The organism is Arthrobacter sp. YD2 (genome assembly GCF_030410475.1).
Lineage (GTDB): Bacteria > Actinomycetota > Actinomycetes > Actinomycetales > Micrococcaceae > Arthrobacter_B > Arthrobacter_B zhangbolii.
On sequence record NZ_JAUHHB010000001.1, the window covers coordinates 615,899 to 636,118 of the forward strand.

At 64.3% G+C, this 20,220-nt stretch carries 22 protein-coding genes and 1 tRNA gene; 11 read left to right on the top strand and 12 right to left on the bottom strand.

Going from position 1 to position 20,220, the window contains the following annotated elements:
• Positions 1–55 precede the first annotated feature (55 nt).
• From QWJ37_RS03065 to QWJ37_RS03105, 9 genes are all read left to right on the top strand, one after another.
• Entirely contained in the window at positions 56–550 is a 495-nt protein-coding gene (locus QWJ37_RS03065) for a MarR family transcriptional regulator (protein ID WP_227902695.1), read from the top strand.
• A 73-nt stretch (positions 551–623) separates the two neighbouring features.
• A complete protein-coding gene (locus tag QWJ37_RS03070) occupies positions 624–1,769 on the top strand; it encodes a glucose-1-phosphate adenylyltransferase family protein (protein ID WP_290244025.1) in 1,146 nt (381 codons plus the stop codon).
• A 373-nt stretch (positions 1,770–2,142) separates the two neighbouring features.
• Positions 2,143–2,379 (top strand): 50S ribosomal protein L28, encoded by a 237-nt coding sequence (rpmB, locus tag QWJ37_RS03075; protein ID WP_146360594.1) that lies wholly within the window; start codon positions 2,143–2,145, stop codon positions 2,377–2,379.
• On the top strand, positions 2,379–2,546 hold the full coding sequence (gene rpmG / locus QWJ37_RS03080) for a 50S ribosomal protein L33 (protein WP_013602737.1): 168 nt from the start codon (positions 2,379–2,381) through the stop codon (positions 2,544–2,546). The genes rpmB and rpmG overlap by 1 nt, the downstream gene beginning before the upstream one ends.
• A 2-nt stretch (positions 2,547–2,548) precedes the next feature.
• Positions 2,549–2,854 carry a 30S ribosomal protein S14 gene (rpsN, locus tag QWJ37_RS03085; RefSeq protein ID WP_227902692.1) on the top strand — a complete coding sequence of 102 codons (306 nt, stop codon included), beginning with the start codon at positions 2,549–2,551 and terminating at the stop codon, positions 2,852–2,854.
• A 44-nt stretch (positions 2,855–2,898) separates the two neighbouring features.
• A complete protein-coding gene (locus tag QWJ37_RS03090) occupies positions 2,899–3,135 on the top strand; it encodes a hypothetical protein (RefSeq protein ID WP_290244031.1) in 237 nt (78 codons plus the stop codon).
• 24 nt (positions 3,136–3,159) lie between these two features.
• Positions 3,160–3,444, top strand: a complete 285-nt coding sequence (locus QWJ37_RS03095) for an HU family DNA-binding protein (protein WP_269436319.1) — start codon at positions 3,160–3,162, stop codon at positions 3,442–3,444.
• Positions 3,445–3,773: 329 nt separating this feature from the next.
• On the top strand, positions 3,774–5,822 hold the full coding sequence (locus QWJ37_RS03100; protein WP_290244824.1) for a cytochrome c oxidase assembly protein: 2,049 nt from the start codon (positions 3,774–3,776) through the stop codon (positions 5,820–5,822).
• Positions 5,822–7,783 (top strand): NHL domain-containing thioredoxin family protein, encoded by a 1,962-nt coding sequence (locus QWJ37_RS03105; protein ID WP_290244037.1) that lies wholly within the window; start codon positions 5,822–5,824, stop codon positions 7,781–7,783. Before QWJ37_RS03100 ends, QWJ37_RS03105 begins: the two co-directional genes overlap by 1 nt.
• Positions 7,784–7,878: 95 nt before the next feature.
• On the opposite strand, the gene QWJ37_RS03110 is transcribed toward QWJ37_RS03105, so the two are convergent.
• The 11 genes from QWJ37_RS03110 to QWJ37_RS03160 form a co-directional block, all read right to left on the bottom strand.
• Positions 7,879–8,856, bottom strand: coding sequence for a hypothetical protein (locus tag QWJ37_RS03110; protein ID WP_227928517.1), 978 nt, complete (start codon positions 8,854–8,856; stop codon positions 7,879–7,881).
• 82 nt (positions 8,857–8,938) lie between these two features.
• Positions 8,939–10,195, bottom strand: coding sequence for a sn-glycerol-3-phosphate ABC transporter ATP-binding protein UgpC (ugpC, locus tag QWJ37_RS03115; protein WP_227902666.1), 1,257 nt, complete (start codon positions 10,193–10,195; stop codon positions 8,939–8,941).
• 39 nt (positions 10,196–10,234) lie between these two features.
• Positions 10,235–11,077 carry a carbohydrate ABC transporter permease gene (locus QWJ37_RS03120; RefSeq protein WP_290244041.1) on the bottom strand — a complete coding sequence of 281 codons (843 nt, stop codon included), beginning with the start codon at positions 11,075–11,077 and terminating at the stop codon, positions 10,235–10,237.
• Positions 11,077–12,039 carry a sugar ABC transporter permease gene (locus QWJ37_RS03125; protein ID WP_290244044.1) on the bottom strand — a complete coding sequence of 321 codons (963 nt, stop codon included), beginning with the start codon at positions 12,037–12,039 and terminating at the stop codon, positions 11,077–11,079. Before QWJ37_RS03125 ends, QWJ37_RS03120 begins: the two co-directional genes overlap by 1 nt.
• The gene (locus tag QWJ37_RS03130; RefSeq protein ID WP_290244046.1) at positions 12,036–13,358 is read right to left on the bottom strand and encodes an extracellular solute-binding protein; all 1,323 of its coding nucleotides are present in this window, start codon (positions 13,356–13,358) and stop codon (positions 12,036–12,038) included. The genes QWJ37_RS03125 and QWJ37_RS03130 overlap by 4 nt, the downstream gene beginning before the upstream one ends.
• Positions 13,359–13,494: 136 nt before the next feature.
• Positions 13,495–14,421 carry an AEC family transporter gene (locus QWJ37_RS03135; RefSeq protein WP_290244048.1) on the bottom strand — a complete coding sequence of 309 codons (927 nt, stop codon included), beginning with the start codon at positions 14,419–14,421 and terminating at the stop codon, positions 13,495–13,497.
• A 9-nt stretch (positions 14,422–14,430) separates the two neighbouring features.
• Positions 14,431–14,889, bottom strand: coding sequence for an aspartate 1-decarboxylase (gene panD / locus QWJ37_RS03140; RefSeq protein WP_227928519.1), 459 nt, complete (start codon positions 14,887–14,889; stop codon positions 14,431–14,433).
• A gap of 112 nt (positions 14,890–15,001) precedes the next feature.
• Positions 15,002–15,075, bottom strand: a tRNA-Gly gene (locus QWJ37_RS03145).
• Between the two features lie 109 nt (positions 15,076–15,184).
• Positions 15,185–15,529 (bottom strand): protealysin inhibitor emfourin, encoded by a 345-nt coding sequence (locus QWJ37_RS03150; protein WP_290244050.1) that lies wholly within the window; start codon positions 15,527–15,529, stop codon positions 15,185–15,187.
• Complete coding sequence (locus QWJ37_RS03155; RefSeq protein ID WP_227902655.1) at positions 15,526–16,593, bottom strand: M4 family metallopeptidase; 1,068 nt, start codon at positions 16,591–16,593, stop codon at positions 15,526–15,528. The genes QWJ37_RS03150 and QWJ37_RS03155 overlap by 4 nt, the downstream gene beginning before the upstream one ends.
• Positions 16,594–16,724: 131 nt before the next feature.
• On the bottom strand, positions 16,725–17,225 hold the full coding sequence (locus tag QWJ37_RS03160; protein ID WP_227902653.1) for an SseB family protein: 501 nt from the start codon (positions 17,223–17,225) through the stop codon (positions 16,725–16,727).
• A gap of 69 nt (positions 17,226–17,294) precedes the next feature.
• Here QWJ37_RS03160 and QWJ37_RS03165 point away from each other — a divergent pair, with 69 nt between their 5' ends.
• Complete coding sequence (locus tag QWJ37_RS03165; protein WP_227902651.1) at positions 17,295–18,149, top strand: tryptophan 2,3-dioxygenase family protein; 855 nt, start codon at positions 17,295–17,297, stop codon at positions 18,147–18,149.
• A 22-nt stretch (positions 18,150–18,171) separates the two neighbouring features.
• Positions 18,172–18,801, top strand: a complete 630-nt coding sequence (gene dcd / locus QWJ37_RS03170; protein ID WP_227902649.1) for a dCTP deaminase — start codon at positions 18,172–18,174, stop codon at positions 18,799–18,801.
• Here the strand turns inward: dcd and QWJ37_RS03175 are convergent.
• The gene (locus tag QWJ37_RS03175; RefSeq protein ID WP_290244055.1) at positions 18,798–20,192 is read right to left on the bottom strand and encodes an MFS transporter; all 1,395 of its coding nucleotides are present in this window, start codon (positions 20,190–20,192) and stop codon (positions 18,798–18,800) included. The genes dcd and QWJ37_RS03175 overlap by 4 nt on opposite strands.
• Positions 20,193–20,220: the final 28 nt, after the last annotated feature.

Here is a 20,220-nt window from a genome sequence, read left to right on the forward strand (position 1 = left end):
GGTCCCGGACCTGAGATAATTGAAGCGTAAAGTTTTGATCGAGACGAGGGCCGTTATGACTGAGAATGCACCGCGCTGGCTAAGCGCAGAGGAACGGCAGGCCTGGTTGGCGCTGTACGCGGTGTCCAGCCGGCTCCCCGCAGTCCTGGATACAGACCTCTTCCGCCGGGCGCGCATCACTCTCTTCGACTACCACGTCCTGGCCATGGTCTCCGAAGCGGAGGAGCGGAGCCTGCCCATGAGCGAACTGGCAGCCCGGTCCAATGCCTCCCTGTCGCGGCTTTCACACGTGGTCAAAAAGCTTGAACAACGCGGCTGGATGTCCCGAACGCCCTCTCCGGAGGATGCCCGGGTCACCACGGCGGCGCTGACGGACGAGGGAATGGCCGCCCTGGTGGAACTGGCCCCGGACCACGTGGCATCCGTGAGGGATGCGGTCTTCGACGGCCTTACTCCCGCTGACGTGGCGGACCTGGAACGTGTCGGGAAAAAGATCCTGGCCCGGATCGACCCGGAGAACGGCATCCTGGGCCCGGACCAGGCACCCTAGCGGTTACGGCTCCGGTGTCCGTCCTTGTTAGCGTGGTAGGTATCGCAGACGGCACGACGAGAGGCACCAAAGCATGCGCTTTCCCCGAATCCTGGCCGTAATCCTCGCCGGCGGCACCGGCGGGCGCCTGGGCAGCCTGACTGATCACCGGGCCAAACCGGCCATGCCGGTTGCCGGCTCCTACAACCTCATCGACATTTCCCTCTCCAACCTGCATAACAGCGGATTCGGTGATGTCTGGATCGTGGAGCAGTACAAACCGCAGTCGCTGAATGACCAATTGGTCAGCGGCCGCCCGTGGGACCTGGACCGTACCAACGGCGGCCTGCGTGTGCTCCCTCCGTTCCAGGGCGGTGAGGGGGAAGGCTTCGCGCAGGGCAACGCCGATGCCCTGTACCGGCAGGTGGACTACATCCGGGAATTCGATCCCGACCTGGTGCTGGTGCTCAGTGCCGACCACCTCTACCGCCTGGACTTCCGGGATGTGGTGCAGACCCACCAGCAAAGCGGCGCGGCACTGACCGTCGTCACCACCCGGGTTGAGCACAATCCCGGCGACCACGGTGTGGTCGAAGTGTCCGACGACGGCGCCGTCACCGGATTCGAGTACAAACCCGAAAAGCCGGCAACCGATCTCGTGGCTGCGGAAATCTTCCTGTACGACGCCGATGTCCTGCTGGACTCACTGGAGAAGCTGGTGAAGCGTGACGGACAGCTGGAGGACTACGGCGACCAGCTCATCCCGTACCTCGTGGAAAACACAAAGGTGGTGGAGCACCGGTTGCCGGGGTACTGGCGGGACATGGGTACTCCGCAGAGCTACCATCAGGCACACATGGACCTGATTGAGGGCCAGGGGCTGGACTTCGATGATGAGCAGTGGCCTATCCTGTCAGCCAGCCCGCGGCGGCTTCCGGCCTATATAGGCCGGGACGCGGCGGTGCGGGAGAGCCTGCTCGCCCCCGGAGCCCGTGTGGACGGTTCGGTTCGCCGCAGCGTCCTCAGCGCCGGGACCGTGGTCGAGGCAGGGGCGGAGGTGGATTCCTGCGTGCTCCTGGACGGTGTTACGGTGCGTTCCGGCGCGCGGCTGGCCAACCTGGTGGTGGATTCCGGGGCGGTGATCGGTGCAGGGCGGAAACTGGACGGCGCGCAGGAAGATCCGGAGAAGGGTGTGGCAGTGGTGGCCCGGGATTCAAAGGTGGACCCGCCGTCGTCGTGACGGCCGGCACCCGGGTATCTGCGAGTTTGAACGAAACGCCGGATGGCCCTAGGATAGAGAGGCGTTAAGTCATGCGTGTGTTAATCTGCCTGCCCCGTGCGGACAGCTGAACATTTGCGTGGCCACCCGTATAAACCTAGAATTGAAGGCTGTCGAGCCGGGTTTCCCCGTTCGGCTGCCTGAACTTCACCGTCTTCCCCGCGGCGAGGCACTTCGGCTGGATCTCACCCCGCCAGGTCAACCTCCGGAAAGTCGCAGTAATAACGGTGTCAAAACTGGTGGCGGGACGCTCTTTATGGCAGGTGCTTAGGCGCTTTGGCCTTGTGTCTGTTTTTTGAGGACCGTCATATTTACTACAACTGGAGGAGAGATCATGGCAGCTTACTGCCAGGTAACCGGAGCCATCCCCGGCTTTGGTCACAGCATTTCGCACTCGCACCGCCGCAACAAGCGTCGGTTCGACCCGAATATTCAGAAGAAGCGCTACTGGGTTCCGTCCCTGCGCCGCAACGTGACGCTGCAGGTTTCTGCACGCGGCATCAAGACGATTGACATCCGCGGCATCGACGCTGTTGTTACCGACCTGATCGCGAAGGGTGTGAAGCTGTAGTGGCTAAGGATAAGGACGTACGTCCGATCATCAAGCTGAAGTCCACTGCGGGCACCGGCTACACCTACGTAACTCGCAAGAACCGTCGCAACGATCCGGATCGTATGGTTCTGAAGAAGTACGATCCCAAGATCCGCCAGCACGTCGAATTCCGTGAGGAGCGCTAAGAATGGCAAAGAAGTCCAAGATTGCCCGCAACGAGCAGCGCAAGGTCGTTGTTGAGCGCTACGCTGCAAAGCGCCTCGAACTGAAGAAGACCCTGGTAGACGAAAACGCTACCGACGAAGCCCGCGAAGCTGCACGCCTCGGCCTGCAGAAGCTCCCGCGCAACGCTTCCCCGGTCCGCCTTCGCAACCGCGACCAGATTGACGGCCGCCCCCGCGGTACCCTCCAGAAGTTCGGTATCTCGCGCGTGCGTTTCCGCAACATGGCCCACGCAGGCGAACTGCCGGGTATCAAGAAGTCCAGCTGGTAATCACCGGTTGAAAAAGGACGGCTCCCTGAACGGGAGCCGTCCTTTTGTCTTTAACGCCGCCGGACCGGCCCGGCGGCGGGGCACGGCGTGCCGCCGTACTGATCGGCGAGCCGTTGGGCGCCAGCGGCCTGATCGATGCGCTGGAAGGCAGAAAAAGCGCGTTTTCAAGCCTAAAAACCCGAAAAATCCCCGAAAATCAGGGGTTTTTGCAGGAGTTGGGGGTGCAAGCTGGTAAGTTTTCGAACAGCGGCGGTTTCGCATCCGCGTTTCCGCACGAGTAATCCCAGAGTCCAGGAGGACATAAATTGGCTATGAACCGCAGTGAACTTGTTGCCGCAGTTGCAGAAAAGTCCGGCAACAGCCAGACCGCAGTCAACGGCGTGCTGGATGCCGTCTTCGACATCTTCGCAACCTCCGTTGCAAACGGCGAAAAGATCACCATCCCGGGCTGGCTGGCAGTTGAGCGCACCGACCGCGCCGCACGCACGGGCCGCAACCCGCAGACCGGCGAAACCATTCAGATCCCGGCAGGCCACAGCGTCAAGCTGACCGCCGGCTCCAAGCTGAAGGCTGCTGTCTCCAAGAAGTAGTAACCACAGCGGCAGGATGCCGCAGTAACGGAAGGGCCGGCATCGTCGATGCCGGCCCTTCCGCTGTCCCGGGACCGGGACAGGTACCGGACCCACCCGTTTACCGTGAGAGGGGCAACAATGATTGGCCCTATTTTTACAGCGGGTAGAGAATAGGTACTGTGCCAAAATCCGCCAAAACCCAGACCGACCGCTCCGCAGGCAGTTCGCTGCCCCCGAACGCCGGAAGCCGGGACAAATCCGCTGCCCCGAGGGGTAGCGGCAACGCCGTTCCGGCGGTACGCAACGGCTGGCTGGCGGCGGCCGGGGCACTGGTTCTCGTGGCCCTGGTGGCAGCGCTGCTCTTCACCGGCGCAGCAGGCGCCTCACAGCTGGGCGATCCCGGTGCACTGACACGCTGGGCGCTGCCCGTGGCCAAAGCGGTGCAGAACGTTTCCATGGCCGCAGTGATCGGCTCACTGGTGTTCGCCGTGGCCATCCTGCCCAAGAACCTGAACTACAAACGCAGCCGCAAGTCCGCCACGGAACGGACGGCATCGGCGGAACCCGAACATCCGGCCTTCACCCGCACTCTGACACTGACCTCGGCGGCGGCTGTCACCTGGACCCTGTCGGCGCTGGCAGTCATGGTGTTCACCTACTCCGACGTCTCCGGGCTGCCGCTGAGCGGGGACCCCACCTACACATCCGGTCTGGCGTCCTTCCTGACGGACTTCGCCCCCGGGCGGGCCTGGCTGGCCGTGAGTATTATTGCGGCCGTTGTCACCGCACTGTCCTTCGGCGTCCGGTCCCTGAACATGCTGGCCTTTACCGGCATCCTCGCCGCCGGCGCACTCCTGCCCACGGCCCTGATCGGGCACTCGGCCGGCGGTGATGACCACAGCGCGGCGGTGAATTCCATCGGTCTGCATCTGCTCGGCGTCTGCCTCTGGATCGGCGGCATGATCGTGCTGGCCGTGATCTCCCGGCAGCTCGGATCCATTACCGGGGTAGTCCTGACCCGGTTCTCCGCACTGGCCGGTTTTGCCTTTGCGCTCGTCTTCCTCTCCGGTGTCGTTAATGCCTCCCTGCGTATTACCTCTTTGGACCAGCTCGCCACGGAATGGGGCGCACTGGTAATCACCAAGGCCGCACTGACGCTCCTGCTGGGCCTCCTGGGGCTGATGCACCGCCGCTGGATCATTCCCCGGCTTGCCGGCGCCAACCCGGCGCGCACGCCGTCAGCAGCCGCGACGGGCACCGCCGCCGTCCCCGGGTCGAAGGGTGAGCTTTCAGCCCAGCGCGTGCTGTGGCAGCTGATCGCCGTGGAACTGGCGGTGATGGGCGCCGTTTCCGGCGTTGCCGTGGCCCTGGGCCGCACCGCGCCGCCGCGCTCGGAAGAGCTTCCCCCGGATGCCTCCCCGGCCCGGATCCTCACCGGCTACGACCTTCCGCCCGAGCTGACGCCCGAACGCTACCTGACCGAGTGGCGGCCGGACTGGCTCTGGGTGGCCATCATCCTCACCCTCGCCACGTCCTATCTGATCGGCGCGGTCAAGGTCCGCCGGCGCGGAGACAAATGGCCGGTGCTACGCACCATCTGCTGGCTCGTTGGCCTGGTGGCCCTGTTCTACATCACCTGCGGTGCACCCCAGGTGTACGGCATGGTCCTGTTCAGCACCCACATGCTCGGCCACATGGCCCTGACCATGGTGGTTCCCCTGTTCCTGGTGCTCGGCGCCCCCGTGACCCTTGCGCTCAAGGCTCTTCCTCCGCGGCCGGACGGCACCCGGGGTATCCGTGAATGGATCCTGATCGGCGTGCATTCGCGCTACTCGAAGATCATCACCAATCCGATCTTCGCTGCCGTGAACTTTGCCGGATCAATTGTGGTCTTCTACTACTCTGACCTGTTCGGATTTGCCCTGCGGGAACACGTGGGCCATGAACTGATGGTGGTGCACTTCCTGCTCACGGGCTACATCTTCATCCTGACGATGATCGGGATTGATCCGCTGCCCAGCCGGGCACCGTACCCGCTGCGCCTGGTCATCCTGCTGGCCACCATGGCCTTCCACGCCTTCTTCGGCGTGGCGGTGATGGGCGGAACCTCGCTGATCCAGGCCTCCTACTTCGGCAACATGGGCCGGGAATGGGGTCTCTCCGCGCTGGAGGACCAGCAGCTGGGCGGTTCCCTGATGTGGGGGATCGGCGAAATCCCGACCCTCTTCGTCGCCATCGGCGTCGCGTATCAGTGGTCCAAGTCCGATGCGCGGGAGACCCGCCGCTCGGACCGCGCAGCGGAGCGGAATAATGATGCCGACCTCGCTGCTTACAACAACATGTTTGCAAACCTGGCGCAGCGTGATGCCAGGACCCCGGACCAAGGAGATCGTTAATGACTGAAACCGTGCGCGCCGGATACCGGGTGCGGGCCTCTGAGCTTGAGGGCCGGAACTGGCTGAACACCGGCGGCCGGCAGCTGACCCTTGAAGATCTCCGCGGCAAGATCGTGCTGCTGGATTTCTGGACCTTCTGCTGCATCAACTGCCTGCACGTGCTGGACGAGCTGAGGCCCCTGGAAGAGAAGTACTCCGATGTGCTGGTCACCGTGGGCGTGCATTCGCCCAAGTTCGAGCACGAAGCTGACCCGGTAGCGCTGGCTGCGGCCGTGGAACGCTACGAAATCCACCACCCGGTGCTGGATGATCCCGAGCTGGTCACCTGGCAGGCCTATACCGCCCGCGCCTGGCCCACCCTCGTGGTGCTGGACCCGGAGGGCTACATCGTGGCGCACCTGTCCGGTGAAGGGCACGCAGCGGGCCTGGAATCGCTTGTAGCCGAGCTTGTGGAGGAACACGAGGCCAAGGGCACCCTGCACCGCGGCGACGGCCCCTACGTGCCTGCAGAGCCTACTGCCGGTGACCTGCGCTTCCCCGGCAAGGTCACGGCACTGCCGGGCGGCACTTTCCTGGTGGCAGACACCGGCCACCACCGCCTCGTGGAACTGGAGGCGGATCTCACTACCGTCCGCCGGGTCATCGGCGACGGGACCAAGGGCTGGGCCGACGGCGACGCCGGTACTGCACAGTTCAATGAACCGCAGGGTGTGGCCCTGCTGCCCGCTGCAGTGGCGGAACAGGCCGGGTACGACGTCGTTGTCGCGGACACCGTGAACCACCGCCTGCGCGGCGTGAACCTCGAAACGGGCACCGTATCCACCCTCGCCGGCAACGGCGTGCAAAGGTTGCTCGATGCCGGGAACCAGACCAAGGCCGGTTCAGCTGCCGAATCCGCTGAGCCCGCGGTACCCGGCCTCGCGGACAGTGCTCCGGCGGATGCCTCGGATCTGCTCGGCGCGGACCCGCTGAAGGTCTCACTGTCCTCGCCGTGGGACCTTGTGTGGTCCGCACGGCTGCAGCGCCTGGTGGTCGCCATGGCCGGCACCCACCAGATCTTCGCGTTCGATCCGCTCACCGGTGCGGTCAGCGTCCTCGCCGGCACCGGCTTGGAGGGCCTGCTCGACGGAGCGGCGGCTGAATCCTGGTTTGCCCAGTCCTCCGGGCTGGCCGAAGACGCCGACGGCAACCTGTGGGTGGCTGATTCCGAAACGTCGGCCCTGCGCCGTCTCACGGTCAGCGACGCCGGGGTCACGGTGGAAACCGCGGTTGGTGCCGGTCTGTTCGACTTCGGGTTCCGTGATGGTGAGGCAGCTGCCGCCCGGCTGCAGCACCCGCTGGGCGTTGCAGTGCTGCCCGATGGCTCCGTAGCCATCGCCGACACGTACAACGGCGCGGTGCGCCGTTACGACCCGGCTACCGGCACCGTCTCCACCCTGGCCCGCGGCCTGTCCGAACCCTCGGATGTCCTGGTGGACAGCAGTGCCGGGGAGCCCCTGCTTATTGTGGTGGAATCCAACCGGCATCAGCTGCTCCGGCTGCCGATCCCCAAGGAAGCCCAGTCCGTGGACGAGGGGGCCCGCCAGACACAGCGCCCCAAGACCGCCGTGGAGGCCGGCCCGATGGCCCTCACCGTCCGCTTCGCAGCTCCCAAGGGACAGAAGCTCGACGACCGCTGGGGTGACCCCACGCAGCTGAAGATCTCCGCCTCCCCGGAAGAGCTGCTCGTCTCCGGCGGCGGCACGGCCACGGGGCTGACCCGGGACATCGTCCTTTCCGACACGGTTACCGAAGGCGTCCTGCACATCACTGCCCGTGCGGCGGCCTGCGACGGCGAGCCCGGCGGAGAGATCCCCGACCACGCTGCGTGCCACATGTACCAGCAGGACTGGGGTATCCCGGTTGTGATCACCCCGGGCGGGGAATCCGAACTGGTCCTGGACCTGCGCGGACTGGACTGACCCTCCGCGGAACCGAAACGTAGAACAAAACCGCCCCGGCCGTAAATGGTCGGGGCGGTTTTGTTATGGCATGCGGTGCTGTGCTGCCGGGGTTGTCAGTTCACCTGCGGGCTGAGGGTTACATCCTCGCCGTCCACCCGCAGTGCGGCGTTGAACGTGAATTCCTCCTCGGCTACCAGCGGGCTCTTGTCGCCGGTGAACAGATCCACCTGGGTGGCAGTGACCCGGGCCGTGCCGGTCAGCGGGCTCAGGATCCAGCGGCCCTCTGCCTGCGTCAGTTCCACCTCCGGATAGCTGGCGATGCTCCACTTGATGGGCTGCTCCACCCGGTTATTGGTCAGGTGGTAGAACGGGCATCCGGGCGGCGCCAGGCGGTCTTCGGCCGTGCAACCGTCCAGGAATTCACGGATTCCCGTGTCCACCTTTGAGAGCAGTTCATCGGTGGCTTCGGGTGCCAGCGTGAGCTGCCGTCCGGACTCGGCGGTGACCACCGCGGACTCTTCCGGTGCAGCCAGGTACTGGCTTTTGTATGAGGCGGCTACCCGCGAGAGCGGGAAGGCGGCGAAGGTGTTGCTGCCCTCGGGCAGCGTGACCCGGACACCGTTCAGCGACGCTTCGCGCAGTACGGGGGCAGTGATCTGGACGGTGGGCAGTGTCGAGGGAACGAAATCCCACGTATCGAAGAACAGCCAGCGTTTGCCAGTGTTCTCCAGAACGAAGGTGGCCGTTTCCTCCGTGTCCCCGTAGGTGTAGGTCACGGGTACCTCGACCCGGTTCTCGCCGATGTCCTTTACGTCGCCGAACCCGGATATGGCCAGCCCCTCGACAGATGCGCGGAGGGCGTCGTCGTCGAGCAATGCGGCGTTGGCCTCCGGGACGTCGGCGTGGAGCAGACCCAGGGCCTGACCGCCGTCACCGTCAGTGAGCGTCCGGACATAGTCGTGGATATGCTGCTCGGGCCCGTAAGCCTTGGCATTGACGAAATAGACCGCCACGATGGCGGCGGCGATAGTGAGCATGAGGGCTAGCAGCCATGCGGCCACTGCCTTGATTACCGGTGATGTTCCCTGCACCGGTATTACGTTACCTGTCCTGACAGGCGAAGGCCGGATCGGTGTCCCGCTCCGGCCTTCGTGTCAGGTGGGCCAGGCGTCGTTAGGAAGCGGCGGGAACCTCGTCACGTGCGGCCGCGATTTCCTCGGCCCGGGCGGCGTTGGCTTCCTCGGTCAGGCGGGCGCCGGCGTCCGCATCGCGGGTCAGGTTCTCCCCTGTCTCCGGATCGAACAGGTGCACCTTGCGGGTGTCCAGCCACAGCTCAGCGTCCCGGCCGCCGCGGATCCGGCTGGCGGCGTCAAGGGTCACCACCACCTGCGGGCGCAGCTCGTCGGCATCCATATCCCGGGCCAGGCTGTCGAGCAGCTCCCTGACCTCGGGGGTCGGATCGAAGTGGATGTACCCGTACTGCTCGTTGCCAAGCCACTCGGTGTGGGTGATCGGTGCGGTGAACGTGGACCCGTGGTGCAGCTTGCTCTCCTCCACAAGGGACGCATCTTCGAAGAACTCGGGGCGGATCCCGACCAGTACCACCTTTTTGCCGGCGGCTTTGGCGGCCTTTTCCTCGGGGATGCGGATGTCACCCACCGCGGTCTTCAGCACATTGTTTTCAAGGGTGGCCGGCAGGAAGTTCATGGACGGTGAACCGATGAAACCGGCCACAAACAGGTTGACCGGCTGTTCATAGAGTTCCCGGGGAGAAGCCACCTGCTGCAGAACGCCCTTCTTGAGTACGGCCACCCGGTCACCGAGCGTCATGGCCTCGGTCTGGTCGTGGGTGACGTACACGCTGGTGGTTCCCAGCCGGCGCTGCATCTGTGCAATTTCGGACCGCATTTGTCCGCGCAGTTTGGCGTCCAGGTTGGACAGCGGCTCGTCGAACAGGAAGGCATCAGCTTGCCTGACGATGGCACGGCCCATGGCCACACGCTGCCGCTGCCCGCCGGAAAGGTTGGCGGGTTTGCGTTCCAGGTGGTCGGTCAGCTCCAGGGTGGCGGCCGCATCGGTCACCAGCTTCTTGACCTGCTCCTCCTTGTACTTGCCCTTGTTCAGGCGAAGCGGGAAGGCGATGTTTTCGTACACGGTCAGGTGCGGATACAGCGCGTAGTTCTGGAACACCATGGCCAGGTTGCGGTCCCGCGGTGCCTTGTCATTGACGCGTTCGCCGTTGATCAGCAGGTCTCCGGAGGTGATGTCCTCCAGGCCAACGATCATGCGCAACAGGGTGGACTTGCCGCAGCCGGAGGGGCCCACCAGAATGATGAACTCACCGTCGGCAATGTCCAGGCTGACGTCGTTGACGGCCGGGAAACCGTCGCCGTACTTCTTGACGAGGTGGTTGAGCGTAATAGATGCCATGGTTAGGGATCCTTTTCTGAGTCCGGATGCTGAAGGGCGCTAGCCCTTGACGGCGCCCTGGGTTAGACCGGAGACGATTTGGCGCTGGAACGCCAGCACCAGGACAACTACGGGAATGGTGACAATGATGGCTGCCGCGGAGATGGCACCGGTGGGCTCCTCGAATTGTGACGCCCCGGTAAAGAACGCCAGCGCTGCCGGGACGGGGCGGGCAGCCTCTGTTGAGGTCAGCGAGATGCCGTACACAAAGTCATTCCACGCGATGAAGAACGCGATGATGGCGGTGGTGAAAACACCCGGCGCAGCCAGGGGCACGATGGCCTTGCGGAACGCCTGCCACGTGGTGGCGCCGTCCACCTGTGCGGCCTGCTCCAGCTCCCACGGGATCTGCCGGAAGAACGCTGCGAGCGTCCAGATGGAGATCGGCAGGGTCAGGGACAGGTAGGGGATGATCAGGCCCGGCCAGGTGTCATACAGGCCGATATTGCGCCACAGGTTGAACAGCGGCGTCACGATGGAGATCACCGGGAAGATGGAAACACCCAACGCCGTGGTCAGGACCAGTTTCTTACCGGGGAAGTCCAACCGGGCAATCGCGTACGCGCACAGCGTGGCCAGGATGACCGCGATGAACGTCGCGATGAGGCAGATGCCGATCGAGTTCCGGAGCGAACTGAGGAACAGTCCCTGGGCGTCGCCCACCAGGATCTGCTCGTAGTTGCTCGTTGACCAGTTGGTGGGAAGGAAGGTCCCGGAAGTCAGGTCACTGGGGAGCTTGAACGAGGTCGCGAAGATCGAGGCCACCGGGAAGAGCGCGTACAGAACGACCAGGACCGAAATGATGGTCCAAATGACCCGCCGTTTGACTGGTGAGGACTTCACTAGTTACCCCCTCGTGCGCCGGAAAGGTCCACTTTGAACAGTTTGATGGCGATGAAACAAATGATGATGACGCAGATGAACAGCAGGACGGACACGGCCGACCCCATGCCGATCTCCAGGCGCGTGATCGAGGTCCGGTAGGCCAGCAGCGAGAGCACCTCGGTACCGTACGCGCCGTTGGTCATGATGTAGACGTTGTCGAAAATGCGGAAGGCATCCAGTGCCCGGAACAGCACCGCAACCATAATGGCCGCCTTCATATTCGGGATGATGACCCTGGACATCCGCTGCCACCAGGTCGCGCCGTCCACTTCCGCCGCTTCGGTCAGCTCCCCGGGCACCTGGGCCAGGCCGGCCAGAAGCAGCAGGGAGATGAACGGGGTGGTTTTCCAGATCTCCGATGCCATGATGACAAACAGGGCCGTCCAGGTGTCGGCAAACCAGTTCAGGTCCGGATCTATGCCCGGCACCCAGCTGAACCAGCTGTTGATGTACCCGGAGTTGATGTCGAACGCGTAGAACCAGGCGAAGGCCGAAACAACGGTAATGATGCCGTACGGCACCAGGATGGCGGTTCGGAGCCAGCCACGGACGGCCTTCAACGCGCTGTTCATGACCAGCGCCAGCGCGAAACCCAGGATGAGTTCCACCACCACCGTGATCACCGTGATCAGCACCGTGACCCCCAGATCCCGCCAGAAGAGCCCGTCCGTGAGGATGGTGGCGTAGTTGCCCAGACCGACGAATGCGCGGTCGTCCGGGGCCGTCAGCCGGTACTTGAACAGGGAATCCCACAGCGCCAGCAGGATGGGATAGGCAGTGACGGCCAGCATGATGATGAAAGCCGGTCCCGCCAGCCAGAAACCAAGCCGCCGTTCAGCCTTGGCACGGTCACTGAGAGGCTGTTTGCGCGGTGCTGCTTCGGCCGGCTTGTTGCGGACCGCATCTACGGATGTGCTCACAGCAGTTTCTCCCCTCGAAGGACCTCAGTGATGAACTCCTGGCTGGTGGCCGGGGTGGTATCCGGATTGACGTCGCTCGGCGGAGTCCACGTCTGCTGGATACCGGTGGAGATTTCGTTGTAGTACGGGGTCTGCGGGCGCGGTACGGCCAGCTCGAGCGAATCCCGGATGGTCGGGGCCATCGGGAAGGTCTCTTCGATCCCCGGAGTCTCATAGGCCGCCTCATTCGAGGGCGGGTTGCCGTTGGTCTCAAAGTACTGGGCCTGGTTTTCCGGCGACACGATGCACTCAATGGCCTCGTAGGCCAGGTCCGGGTGCTGGCTGCTGGAACCCACGCCAAGGTTAATGCCGCCGAGCGGGGGAGCGGTGTCCTCACCCTCGTTCATGGCCGGAAACAGCGTCCATCCAATGTCGTCAATGAGGGACTCCGGCAGCGCACCTTCCTCCACCGATGCATTGGTGGCAGGCCAGACGAACGGATAGTTCACCATAAAGGAGCCCTGATCACCCTGGAACTGGACCATGGACGTGTTTTCGGTCTGGGTGGGCAGACCGGGACCGCCCAGTCCTTCCTTGCCAATGGTAGAGACCACCTCGGCCGCCTGCTTGCCGGCATCACTGTCCAGGCCAAGCTGGATTTCATCAGCCGAGGCATCGGGATTCTCCACGATGGTGCCGCCGGCCGATGCCACCAGGGCATTGACCCAGACGGTCATGGACTCCGCACGTGCCCCCTGCACGCCGATGTATTTGTCCTGGCTCTTCGCGGCTTCGATGATCTGGTCCCAGGTCACCGGCTTGCTCATATCGAGCCCTGCGGCTTCAGCCACGGATTTGCGGTACCAGAGGATCTGCGTGTTGGCCCAGAACGGGACGGCCACCACTTCGTCCTTCCACTTCGCACCTGTCAGGGCACCTTCCAGGACCCCCTCCGTGGTGCGCTCCGCCACGTCGTCGGGAACCGGAGCGAGATAGCCCGGTTCCGCGTACTCCGGGACGTTCGGCGGGTCCAGGCTCATGATGTCCATTGACTTATCCCCGGCAGCCAGGCGCCGTGCCAGCTGCTCGCGCTGCGAAGCGGCGTCGTTGGGGAGCAGGGATGTTTCGATGGTGTAGGCGCCGTTGGACGCGTCGCTGCACTGTTTGGCCAGTTCGGCCTGTCCGCCGGCGTCCGGGTTGATGTACCAAGTCAGTGTTGGTGCTGCGCCCTCATCGGATCCGCAGCCGGTCAGGAGAGTCGCACCGAGGGCCAGGGCAACGCCGACGGCGGACCGGGCCCCTTTCCGGGAGCGCCCCCAGTGTCTTGCATCCTTTGGCATCGGTACAGTGCCTCCACCTCGTCGTAGGCATCCGCTGACGGACAGCGGACGGGCCGCAACACTAAGCAGCCTTTGATTTGACCATATGCCCTGATCGTAATTTACGCCACACAAAAGCGGGTAGCCGAAATGCGGTTCAGGCGAGCAGGGCTGCAGCCAGAACCAGGATGGGCAGGGAAGCCACGGTGGTCATCAGCACGGTGTCTTTGGCAACGAGGACGCCCTGTCCGTATCTGGCGGCGGCTACGAACACATTCTGCGCTGTGGGCAGGGCTGCCGTCACTACTACGGCAAAGAGCAGGTGCCCGTCCATGCCAAGCAGGTAGCGGCCAAGCAGGTATGCCAGCAGGGGCTGGAGTACCAGCTTGAACCCGGAGGCGAGGGCAACGTCCACCCGGCGTCCGCCGTCGGCGTTCATCGGCCGGGAGCCCACCAGGGAGAGGCCAAAGGCCAGCAGCATGGCAGGCACAGCGGCACCGCCGATAAGGCTTACCGGTTCATGGATGATCTCCGGAAGGCGGGTGCCGGTGGCGGCCAGCAGGAGGCCGATCAGGGAGCCGACCACAATCGGGTTGCGAACCACCTGCCCGGCGAAAACGGTGACCGACGTGCGGCGGCCGCTGGTGGCTGAATCCAGCATCATCAGGAACAGCGGCGTGAAGAAGGCGAGCTGGAAAATCAGGACCGGGGCAATGTACGCCGCGTCCCCGAGCACATACACGCAGATGGGCAACCCGAGGTTCGCGGCGTTGACCAGCGAAGCCGACATGGAGGAGACAAGCAGTTCCGGCACCGGCCGCCTCAGCCACCAGCGGGTCACCAGCACATACAACCCGGCTGTGGCCAGTGCGCTGGCGGCGGCCACAAGCAGGGGCAGTGAGAACACGGTGTGCAGATCCGCTTCACTGAGGGTGGTCAGGAGCAGCGCCGGCGAGGCGACGAAGAAGGCCAGGCGGCTCAGGACTGTCTGCGCGTTCTCGCCCAGCACCCCCAGCCTGCCGATGACATAACCGGTCAGGATGATGAGCCAGACAACGGCGAATCCGGTGAGTACCCCCAGCACCGGCTGCGCTTATCCGGCGGTGGCGATGTCCGGGGTGTTGCCCTGGACGAGGGTGTTGTTCAGGGCGAGCGGCGGACGCTCGGTGCCTTCCGTGACTGCTTCGGCGGGATCGGTTCCCAGCTCCAGGATGCGGTTGGAGGAATCCACGTGGACCACTGTCGGCACAAAGGAGCGGGCTTCGTCGGTGGTCATGTCCGCGTAGGTAATCAGGATGACTGTGTCGCCGACATGCACCAGGTGGGCGGCGGCGCCGTTGATGCCCAGCACCCCGGAGCCACGCTCACCGGCGATGGTATAGGTTTCCAGCCGGGCGCCGTTGTCGACGTCGACAATGGAGACGAGCTCGCCGGGGAGGATATCCGCGGCTTCGAGCAGGTCGAGGTCAACCGTTACGGACCCAACATAGTGCAGGTCTGCATGGGTCACCGTTGCACGGTGAATCTTGGACTTAAACATTTTCCGGTTCATCGCGGACAAGTCTACGCCGATCACAGGAGAGTTCGAGCCCCCGCTCTTGACAGGCTGCCGTGGGATTGGCGGGGGAGGGAGCCGGCTCTGCGGGGAACCCCGGCCGGTGCTGTGGAGCGGGCGACGGGAATCGAACCCGCGTATCAAGCTTGGGAAGCTAGCGCTCTACCATTGAGCTACGCCCGCAGCGCCGGAGATTTCCGGCACAGTTCCCTACTTTACATGGAAGCGGGCGGTTGCGGAATTTACGCGCCGGGCTGATCCGTTTACGCGTTGGGCGGAGCGGCCCGCCCGGTCACTTACCCCTATTCCCGCCGGTGTCCGGGCCGGCACGGTGTGTGTTTCCTTCGGGGGAGGCGTCAGAAGGCTCCTCTGCCGCAGCCGCGTCAACGGGTGCCCCGCTGCGGGCACGTTCCACAAGCTCGCGCCACCTGCCTTTGACCTGGCGCTCGGGAATGGTCACCGCTGCGGGACCGACGGAAATCTCGTAGGTAAAGCGGTCCGGTTCGTCATCCGCAGTCTCCGGCGGGTCGCTCAGGAGGGGCAGCCACTGGTCCCGTGCTTCCTCGGGGCTGACCTGTGTGCTCCACTCACGCTGCATTCCCGCGAAGCCGCCGCTGCGCACTACTACCAGTCTCATACCATGACGTTAACCTCTTTCCATGCGGACTGAACAGCAGAACTTTCCTCGGTTCCCGCTCCGTAGCGTTTTTCGGCGGCCGTCAGGGTGGCAGCCGCGAAGACTGCGAACGTGGCGTCGGCCGGGAAATTGGGTTCGGTAATGGTGTCGTACCAGATCTGTCCTGCGCGTTCCCAGGCATACCCGCCCAGTGCGGCTGCGACCAGGTAGAAGGCGCGGTTGGGGATGCCCGAGTTGATGTGCACGCCGCCGTTGTCCGCTGCCGTGCGGACGTAGTCGTCCATGGAGCCGGGCTGCGGGTCCTTGCCCAGCACGTCGTCGTCGTACGCCGTTCCGGGTGCTTTGAGTGAGCGCAGGGCCTGCCCGCCCACATGTTCGGTGAACAGGCCCTCGCCCACCAGCCAGCTCGCCTGGCCGGCTTCCTGGCCCAGCAGCTTCTGCTCCACCAGTACGCCGAAGACATCGGCGATGGACTCGTTCAGGGCACCTGACTGGTCCCGGTATTCCAGTTGCGCGGTGTACTGGATGAATCCATGTGCAAGTTCGTGGCCGATTACGGTGAGGGATTTGCTGAAGCGCTCAAAGACCTCGCCGTCGCCGTCCCCGAGGACCATGCGGGACCCGTCCCAGAAGGCATTGTCGTAGTCGCGGCCGTAGTGCACCGTGGCTTCCAGCGTCCGCCCGGCGCCGTCCACAGAGGAGCGGCCGTAGGCATCGCTGAACAGGTGGTACGTGGCACCGAGCCCCTCATACGTTTCGTCGACCGCGGCGTCTCCGGTTGCGGGCTGCCCCTCGGACCGCACCGGGGTGCCGGGCAGCTCCTCCTGGCCAAGGGCATCCGAGACGATGCGTCGCAGAGTGGGAGTGAACGCGGTCCCCGTGCTGCGGGACGGGGGCGGGTGCGGCAGGGACCGGGCCGCTTCGACGGTTCCGAGGGTGGTCAGGGTGCGACGCGCGGCGGCGGCCGCTGCAGCCCGGCCCGGGTCTTCCGCGGCGGCGAGACGGGTCAGCAGATACGGCGGAACGATGGAACAGATTGAATGTGTCACGCGTGAGTTGGTCATTTGTCAGCCCTCCTGGTGAGGATCACCAGCGTAGGCCCCGTCACTGACACTTCAAGGGCTGAGACCGCAAAATGCCATCAAATGGCCATAACGCAACCCAACCTGCCCGATTCGGTCCTTATCGGGGTGGATTAGCCGTCCGTCCCGGGGCGTTCCGGACGCACTGAATTTTCCTGTGCCGCCTGCTCGGCAGCCTGGTCATAGGCGGCGGTCAGCGACGCCACCACGTCCGGGCCGATCTCCATGCCGACGTCGTGCCCGGGGTTCAGTGCCATGCCGTAGCCGGGTGCGATGCTGCGGATGGTGGCCTCGCCGGTAGCCTTGACGACCACCGGTGCCGCCTCGCGCAGCTGCTGGGGGATCCGGTCTGCAGTGGAGAACACGGCGGCCACGGAATACTCGGAATCGGGGGCCTTGAGCACCAGTGCCTGGAAGGAGGAGGAATCGTCCTCCTTTGCCAGCCGGCCCACGCTGAGCAGCTCGGACGTCCAGATCACGGACATGACCTCACGGTTGGAGAGGCGTCCCTCGCGGCCGGCTTTGACGGCTTCCTCGAGGGCTGCGCCTGGGGCGGGTGCGTCCTCGTTGGCCAGCGGCATTGCGGGGACGTCGGGAGTATTGTCCGGTTCCATCTGGGACTCCTTGGAAAGATCGGGGTCAAAACCCCAAGTCTGGCATACCCAGCGGATACCGTGGTGGGCATGGAAGCCAACGAGAACACCCGCAGCCTTGAAGCTGGTATTGAACGGGATTTCAGCGACAAGATGAGCTACGGGTCCTACCTTGCACTGGATGAACTGCTTTCTGCGCAGCATCCGGTCAGCCGGCCCGAGCACCACGACGAGATGCTGTTCATCATCCAGCACCAGACCTCGGAGCTGTGGTTGAAGCTGGTCCTGCATGAGCTGCTGGCCGTGCGGTCCCGGCTGCAGGAGGATGACCTTCGTTCAGCAATGAAGGGGATTGCCCGGATCAAGCACATCCAGCGCTCGCTGACCGAGCAGTGGTCCGTACTGGCAACCCTGACCCCCTCCGAATATGCGCAGTTCCGCGGAGATCTCGGGGCTTCCAGCGGGTTCCAGTCCTACCAGTACCGTGCCGTGGAGTTCCTGCTGGGGAACAAGAACGAGTCAATGATTGCAGTATTCTCCGCTGACCCGCAGGCGCAGGCACTGCTGTCGGGGCTGCTGGGGGAGACCAGTATCTATGACGAGTTCATCCGGTATCTGCACCGCCGCGGCTACGCGGTGGACGCTGCCCTGCTTCAGCGGGATGTGCGCAAGGCCCATGTCTACGACCAGTCGCTGCTGGAGGTCTACAAATACGTCTATGAGAACCACGAGGCGAACTGGGATGTTTATGAGGCCTGCGAGGAGCTGGTGGACCTGGAGGACAATTTCCAGCTGTGGCGTTTCCGACACCTCAAGACCGTGGAACGCACTATCGGCATGAAGCGCGGCACCGGCGGTTCCAGCGGTGCGGGCTTCCTCCGGCGGGCACTGGACCTCACGTTCTTCCCGGAGCTTTATGCCGTCCGTACGGAGATCGGGCGCTAGGGGTATGCGCTATTTTTGAAGAGTGCTGATATCTGATCGTGACATCCGAGCCGAGATTGCCGAAAACCGGATCGCCCTGGACCCGTATGACCCCGCAATGGTCCAGCCTTCCAGCGTCGATGTGCGCATCGACCGGTTCTTCCGGCTCTTCGATAACCACAAATACGCCCACATTGATCCGTCGCAGGACCAGTCGGAGCTGACCCGCCTTGTCGAGGTGGAACCGGACGAGCCCTTCATCCTCCACCCCGGCGAGTTTGTGCTGGGTTCCACCTATGAACAGGTCACGCTGCCGGACGATATCGCCGCACGGCTGGAGGGGAAATCCTCGCTGGGCCGGCTGGGGCTGCTGACGCACTCCACCGCAGGCTTTATTGACCCGGGCTTCTCGGGGCATGTCACCCTGGAGCTGTCGAACATGGCCACGCTGCCGATCAAGCTCTGGCCCGGGTCGAAGATCGGCCAGCTGTGCTTCTTCCGGCTGAGCTCGCCGGCCGAGTTTGCCTACGGTTCGGGGCAGTACGGCAACCGGTACCAGGGCCAGCGTGGTCCGACGGCGTCGCGCAGCCACCTGAACTTCCACCGCACCAATGTGGCCGACGACGCCGCGGTCAGCGCCGCCGGCCAGACGGAAGTCCGCGCTTCCTCCTAGCGGTTCCCTTTATGCCGGGCGCCGTCGGAGCCCTTGCGGGGGTGTCCGGCGGCGGCCGGGGAGCGCACCGGCAGCAGCACGAGCAGGCCGGCCAGCAGCACGGCAATAATGCCGATGATTCCGTAGCGCTGCGCGCCGAAGATCACGATGCAGGCGGAGAACAGCGTGGGTGCCAGGAAGCTGACGGCACGGCCGGTGGTTGCATAGAGGCCGAAGAGTTCGCCTTCCTCACCCTCCGGGGCAAGCCGGGCAAGGAACGCCCGCGACGCTGACTGCGCAGGCCCCACAAACAGGCAGAGCAGCAGGCCGAAGATCCAGAAAGTCGTGTCCCCTGTCCACTGCAGGCCAAGCATGTCCTGGTCGCCCGGTCCCAGCACCACGACGGCGGTGCCGGCCAGGATAAGTCCGATCAGCGAGCCCACAATAACGGCCTTCGGGCCGGCACGGTCGTCCAGGAATCCGCCGATCACCGATCCCACTGCTGCCACCACATTGCCGAAGATGGCGAACATAATCACCCCGGACAGTTCCCAGCCGAAGGTGCCGGCCGCGATGACTCCGCCGAAAGTGAACACTGCGGCCAGTCCGTCACGGAAGACGGCGCTGGCGAGCAGGAAGTAGATGGTGTGGGGGCTGCTTTTGAGCAGGGACCGGATGCGTTTGAAGAGCAGTTTGTAGGAGGCAATGATACCCAGCCGGGCCACTGCTTCCTGGCGCGGCACCTCGGGGACCGCGAACATCAGGGGCAGGGCGAAAAGCAGGAACCAGACGGCTGAGAACAGGGCCACGGACCGCAGGTTCAGTCCGTCTTCGGATGTGACACCGAACCAGCCGACGTCGGGCTGGACAAAGCCCACCAGAACCAGTGCCAGGGCGGCAATGCCGCCCACATAACCCATGGCCCAGCCGAGCCCGCTGATTCTGCCCACGGATGCCGGGGTGGAGATCTGGCGGAGCATGGCGTTGTAGTTCACGCCTGCAAACTCGAAGAACAGGTTTGCGAGGGCAATGAGCGTCACGCCGAGGATCAGGTAATTGGGGGAGGGGAAGACAAACCAGCACCCGGCCATCAGGGCGCAGGTGAGGAGCGTGTTGATGGTCAGCCATTTGCGGCGCCGGCCGCCGGCGTCGGAGCGCTGTCCGGTGACGGGGGCAAACAGGGCGACGGCCACACCGGCGATCGCCAGGGCAGCGCCGAGCACCGCCGAGTTCTCGTCCGTATCGCCAAAGGAGGAGGAGGTGAGGTAGACGGTGAACACAAAGGTGGTCATCACCGCGTTGAAGGCAGCGGATCCCCAGTCCCAGGAGGCCCAGGCGAGCACCTGCTTCCAGCGTGCGGGTTGCGGGGAGGGCGCCGCCACCGCGGGCTCCTTGTGTGTGCTGAGACTCATGCGCAGAGCCTAACCGCAACCGGGGTTT

Excerpts from the sequence above, each read along its gene's own strand:
- rpsN (WP_227902692.1), top strand. The coding sequence starts at position 2,549 with ATGGCAAAGAAGTCCAAGATTGCCCGCAACGAGCAGCGCAAGGTCGTT.
- rpmB (WP_146360594.1), top strand. The coding sequence starts at position 2,143 with ATGGCAGCTTACTGCCAGGTAACCGGAGCCATCCCCGGCTTTGGTCAC.
- QWJ37_RS03175 (WP_290244055.1), bottom strand. The coding sequence starts at position 20,192 with ATGAGTCTCAGCACACACAAGGAGCCCGCGGTGGCGGCGCCCTCCCCG.
- QWJ37_RS03165 (WP_227902651.1), top strand. The coding sequence starts at position 17,295 with ATGGAAGCCAACGAGAACACCCGCAGCCTTGAAGCTGGTATTGAACGG.
- QWJ37_RS03105 (WP_290244037.1), top strand. The coding sequence starts at position 5,822 with ATGACTGAAACCGTGCGCGCCGGATACCGGGTGCGGGCCTCTGAGCTT.
- QWJ37_RS03150 (WP_290244050.1), bottom strand. The coding sequence starts at position 15,529 with ATGAGACTGGTAGTAGTGCGCAGCGGCGGCTTCGCGGGAATGCAGCGT.
- ugpC (WP_227902666.1), bottom strand. The coding sequence starts at position 10,195 with ATGGCATCTATTACGCTCAACCACCTCGTCAAGAAGTACGGCGACGGT.
- QWJ37_RS03130 (WP_290244046.1), bottom strand. The coding sequence starts at position 13,358 with ATGCCAAAGGATGCAAGACACTGGGGGCGCTCCCGGAAAGGGGCCCGG.
- QWJ37_RS03065 (WP_227902695.1), top strand. The coding sequence starts at position 56 with ATGACTGAGAATGCACCGCGCTGGCTAAGCGCAGAGGAACGGCAGGCC.
- panD (WP_227928519.1), bottom strand. The coding sequence starts at position 14,889 with ATGAACCGGAAAATGTTTAAGTCCAAGATTCACCGTGCAACGGTGACC.
- QWJ37_RS03155 (WP_227902655.1), bottom strand. The coding sequence starts at position 16,593 with ATGACCAACTCACGCGTGACACATTCAATCTGTTCCATCGTTCCGCCG.
- QWJ37_RS03070 (WP_290244025.1), top strand. The coding sequence starts at position 624 with ATGCGCTTTCCCCGAATCCTGGCCGTAATCCTCGCCGGCGGCACCGGC.
- QWJ37_RS03160 (WP_227902653.1), bottom strand. The coding sequence starts at position 17,225 with ATGGAACCGGACAATACTCCCGACGTCCCCGCAATGCCGCTGGCCAAC.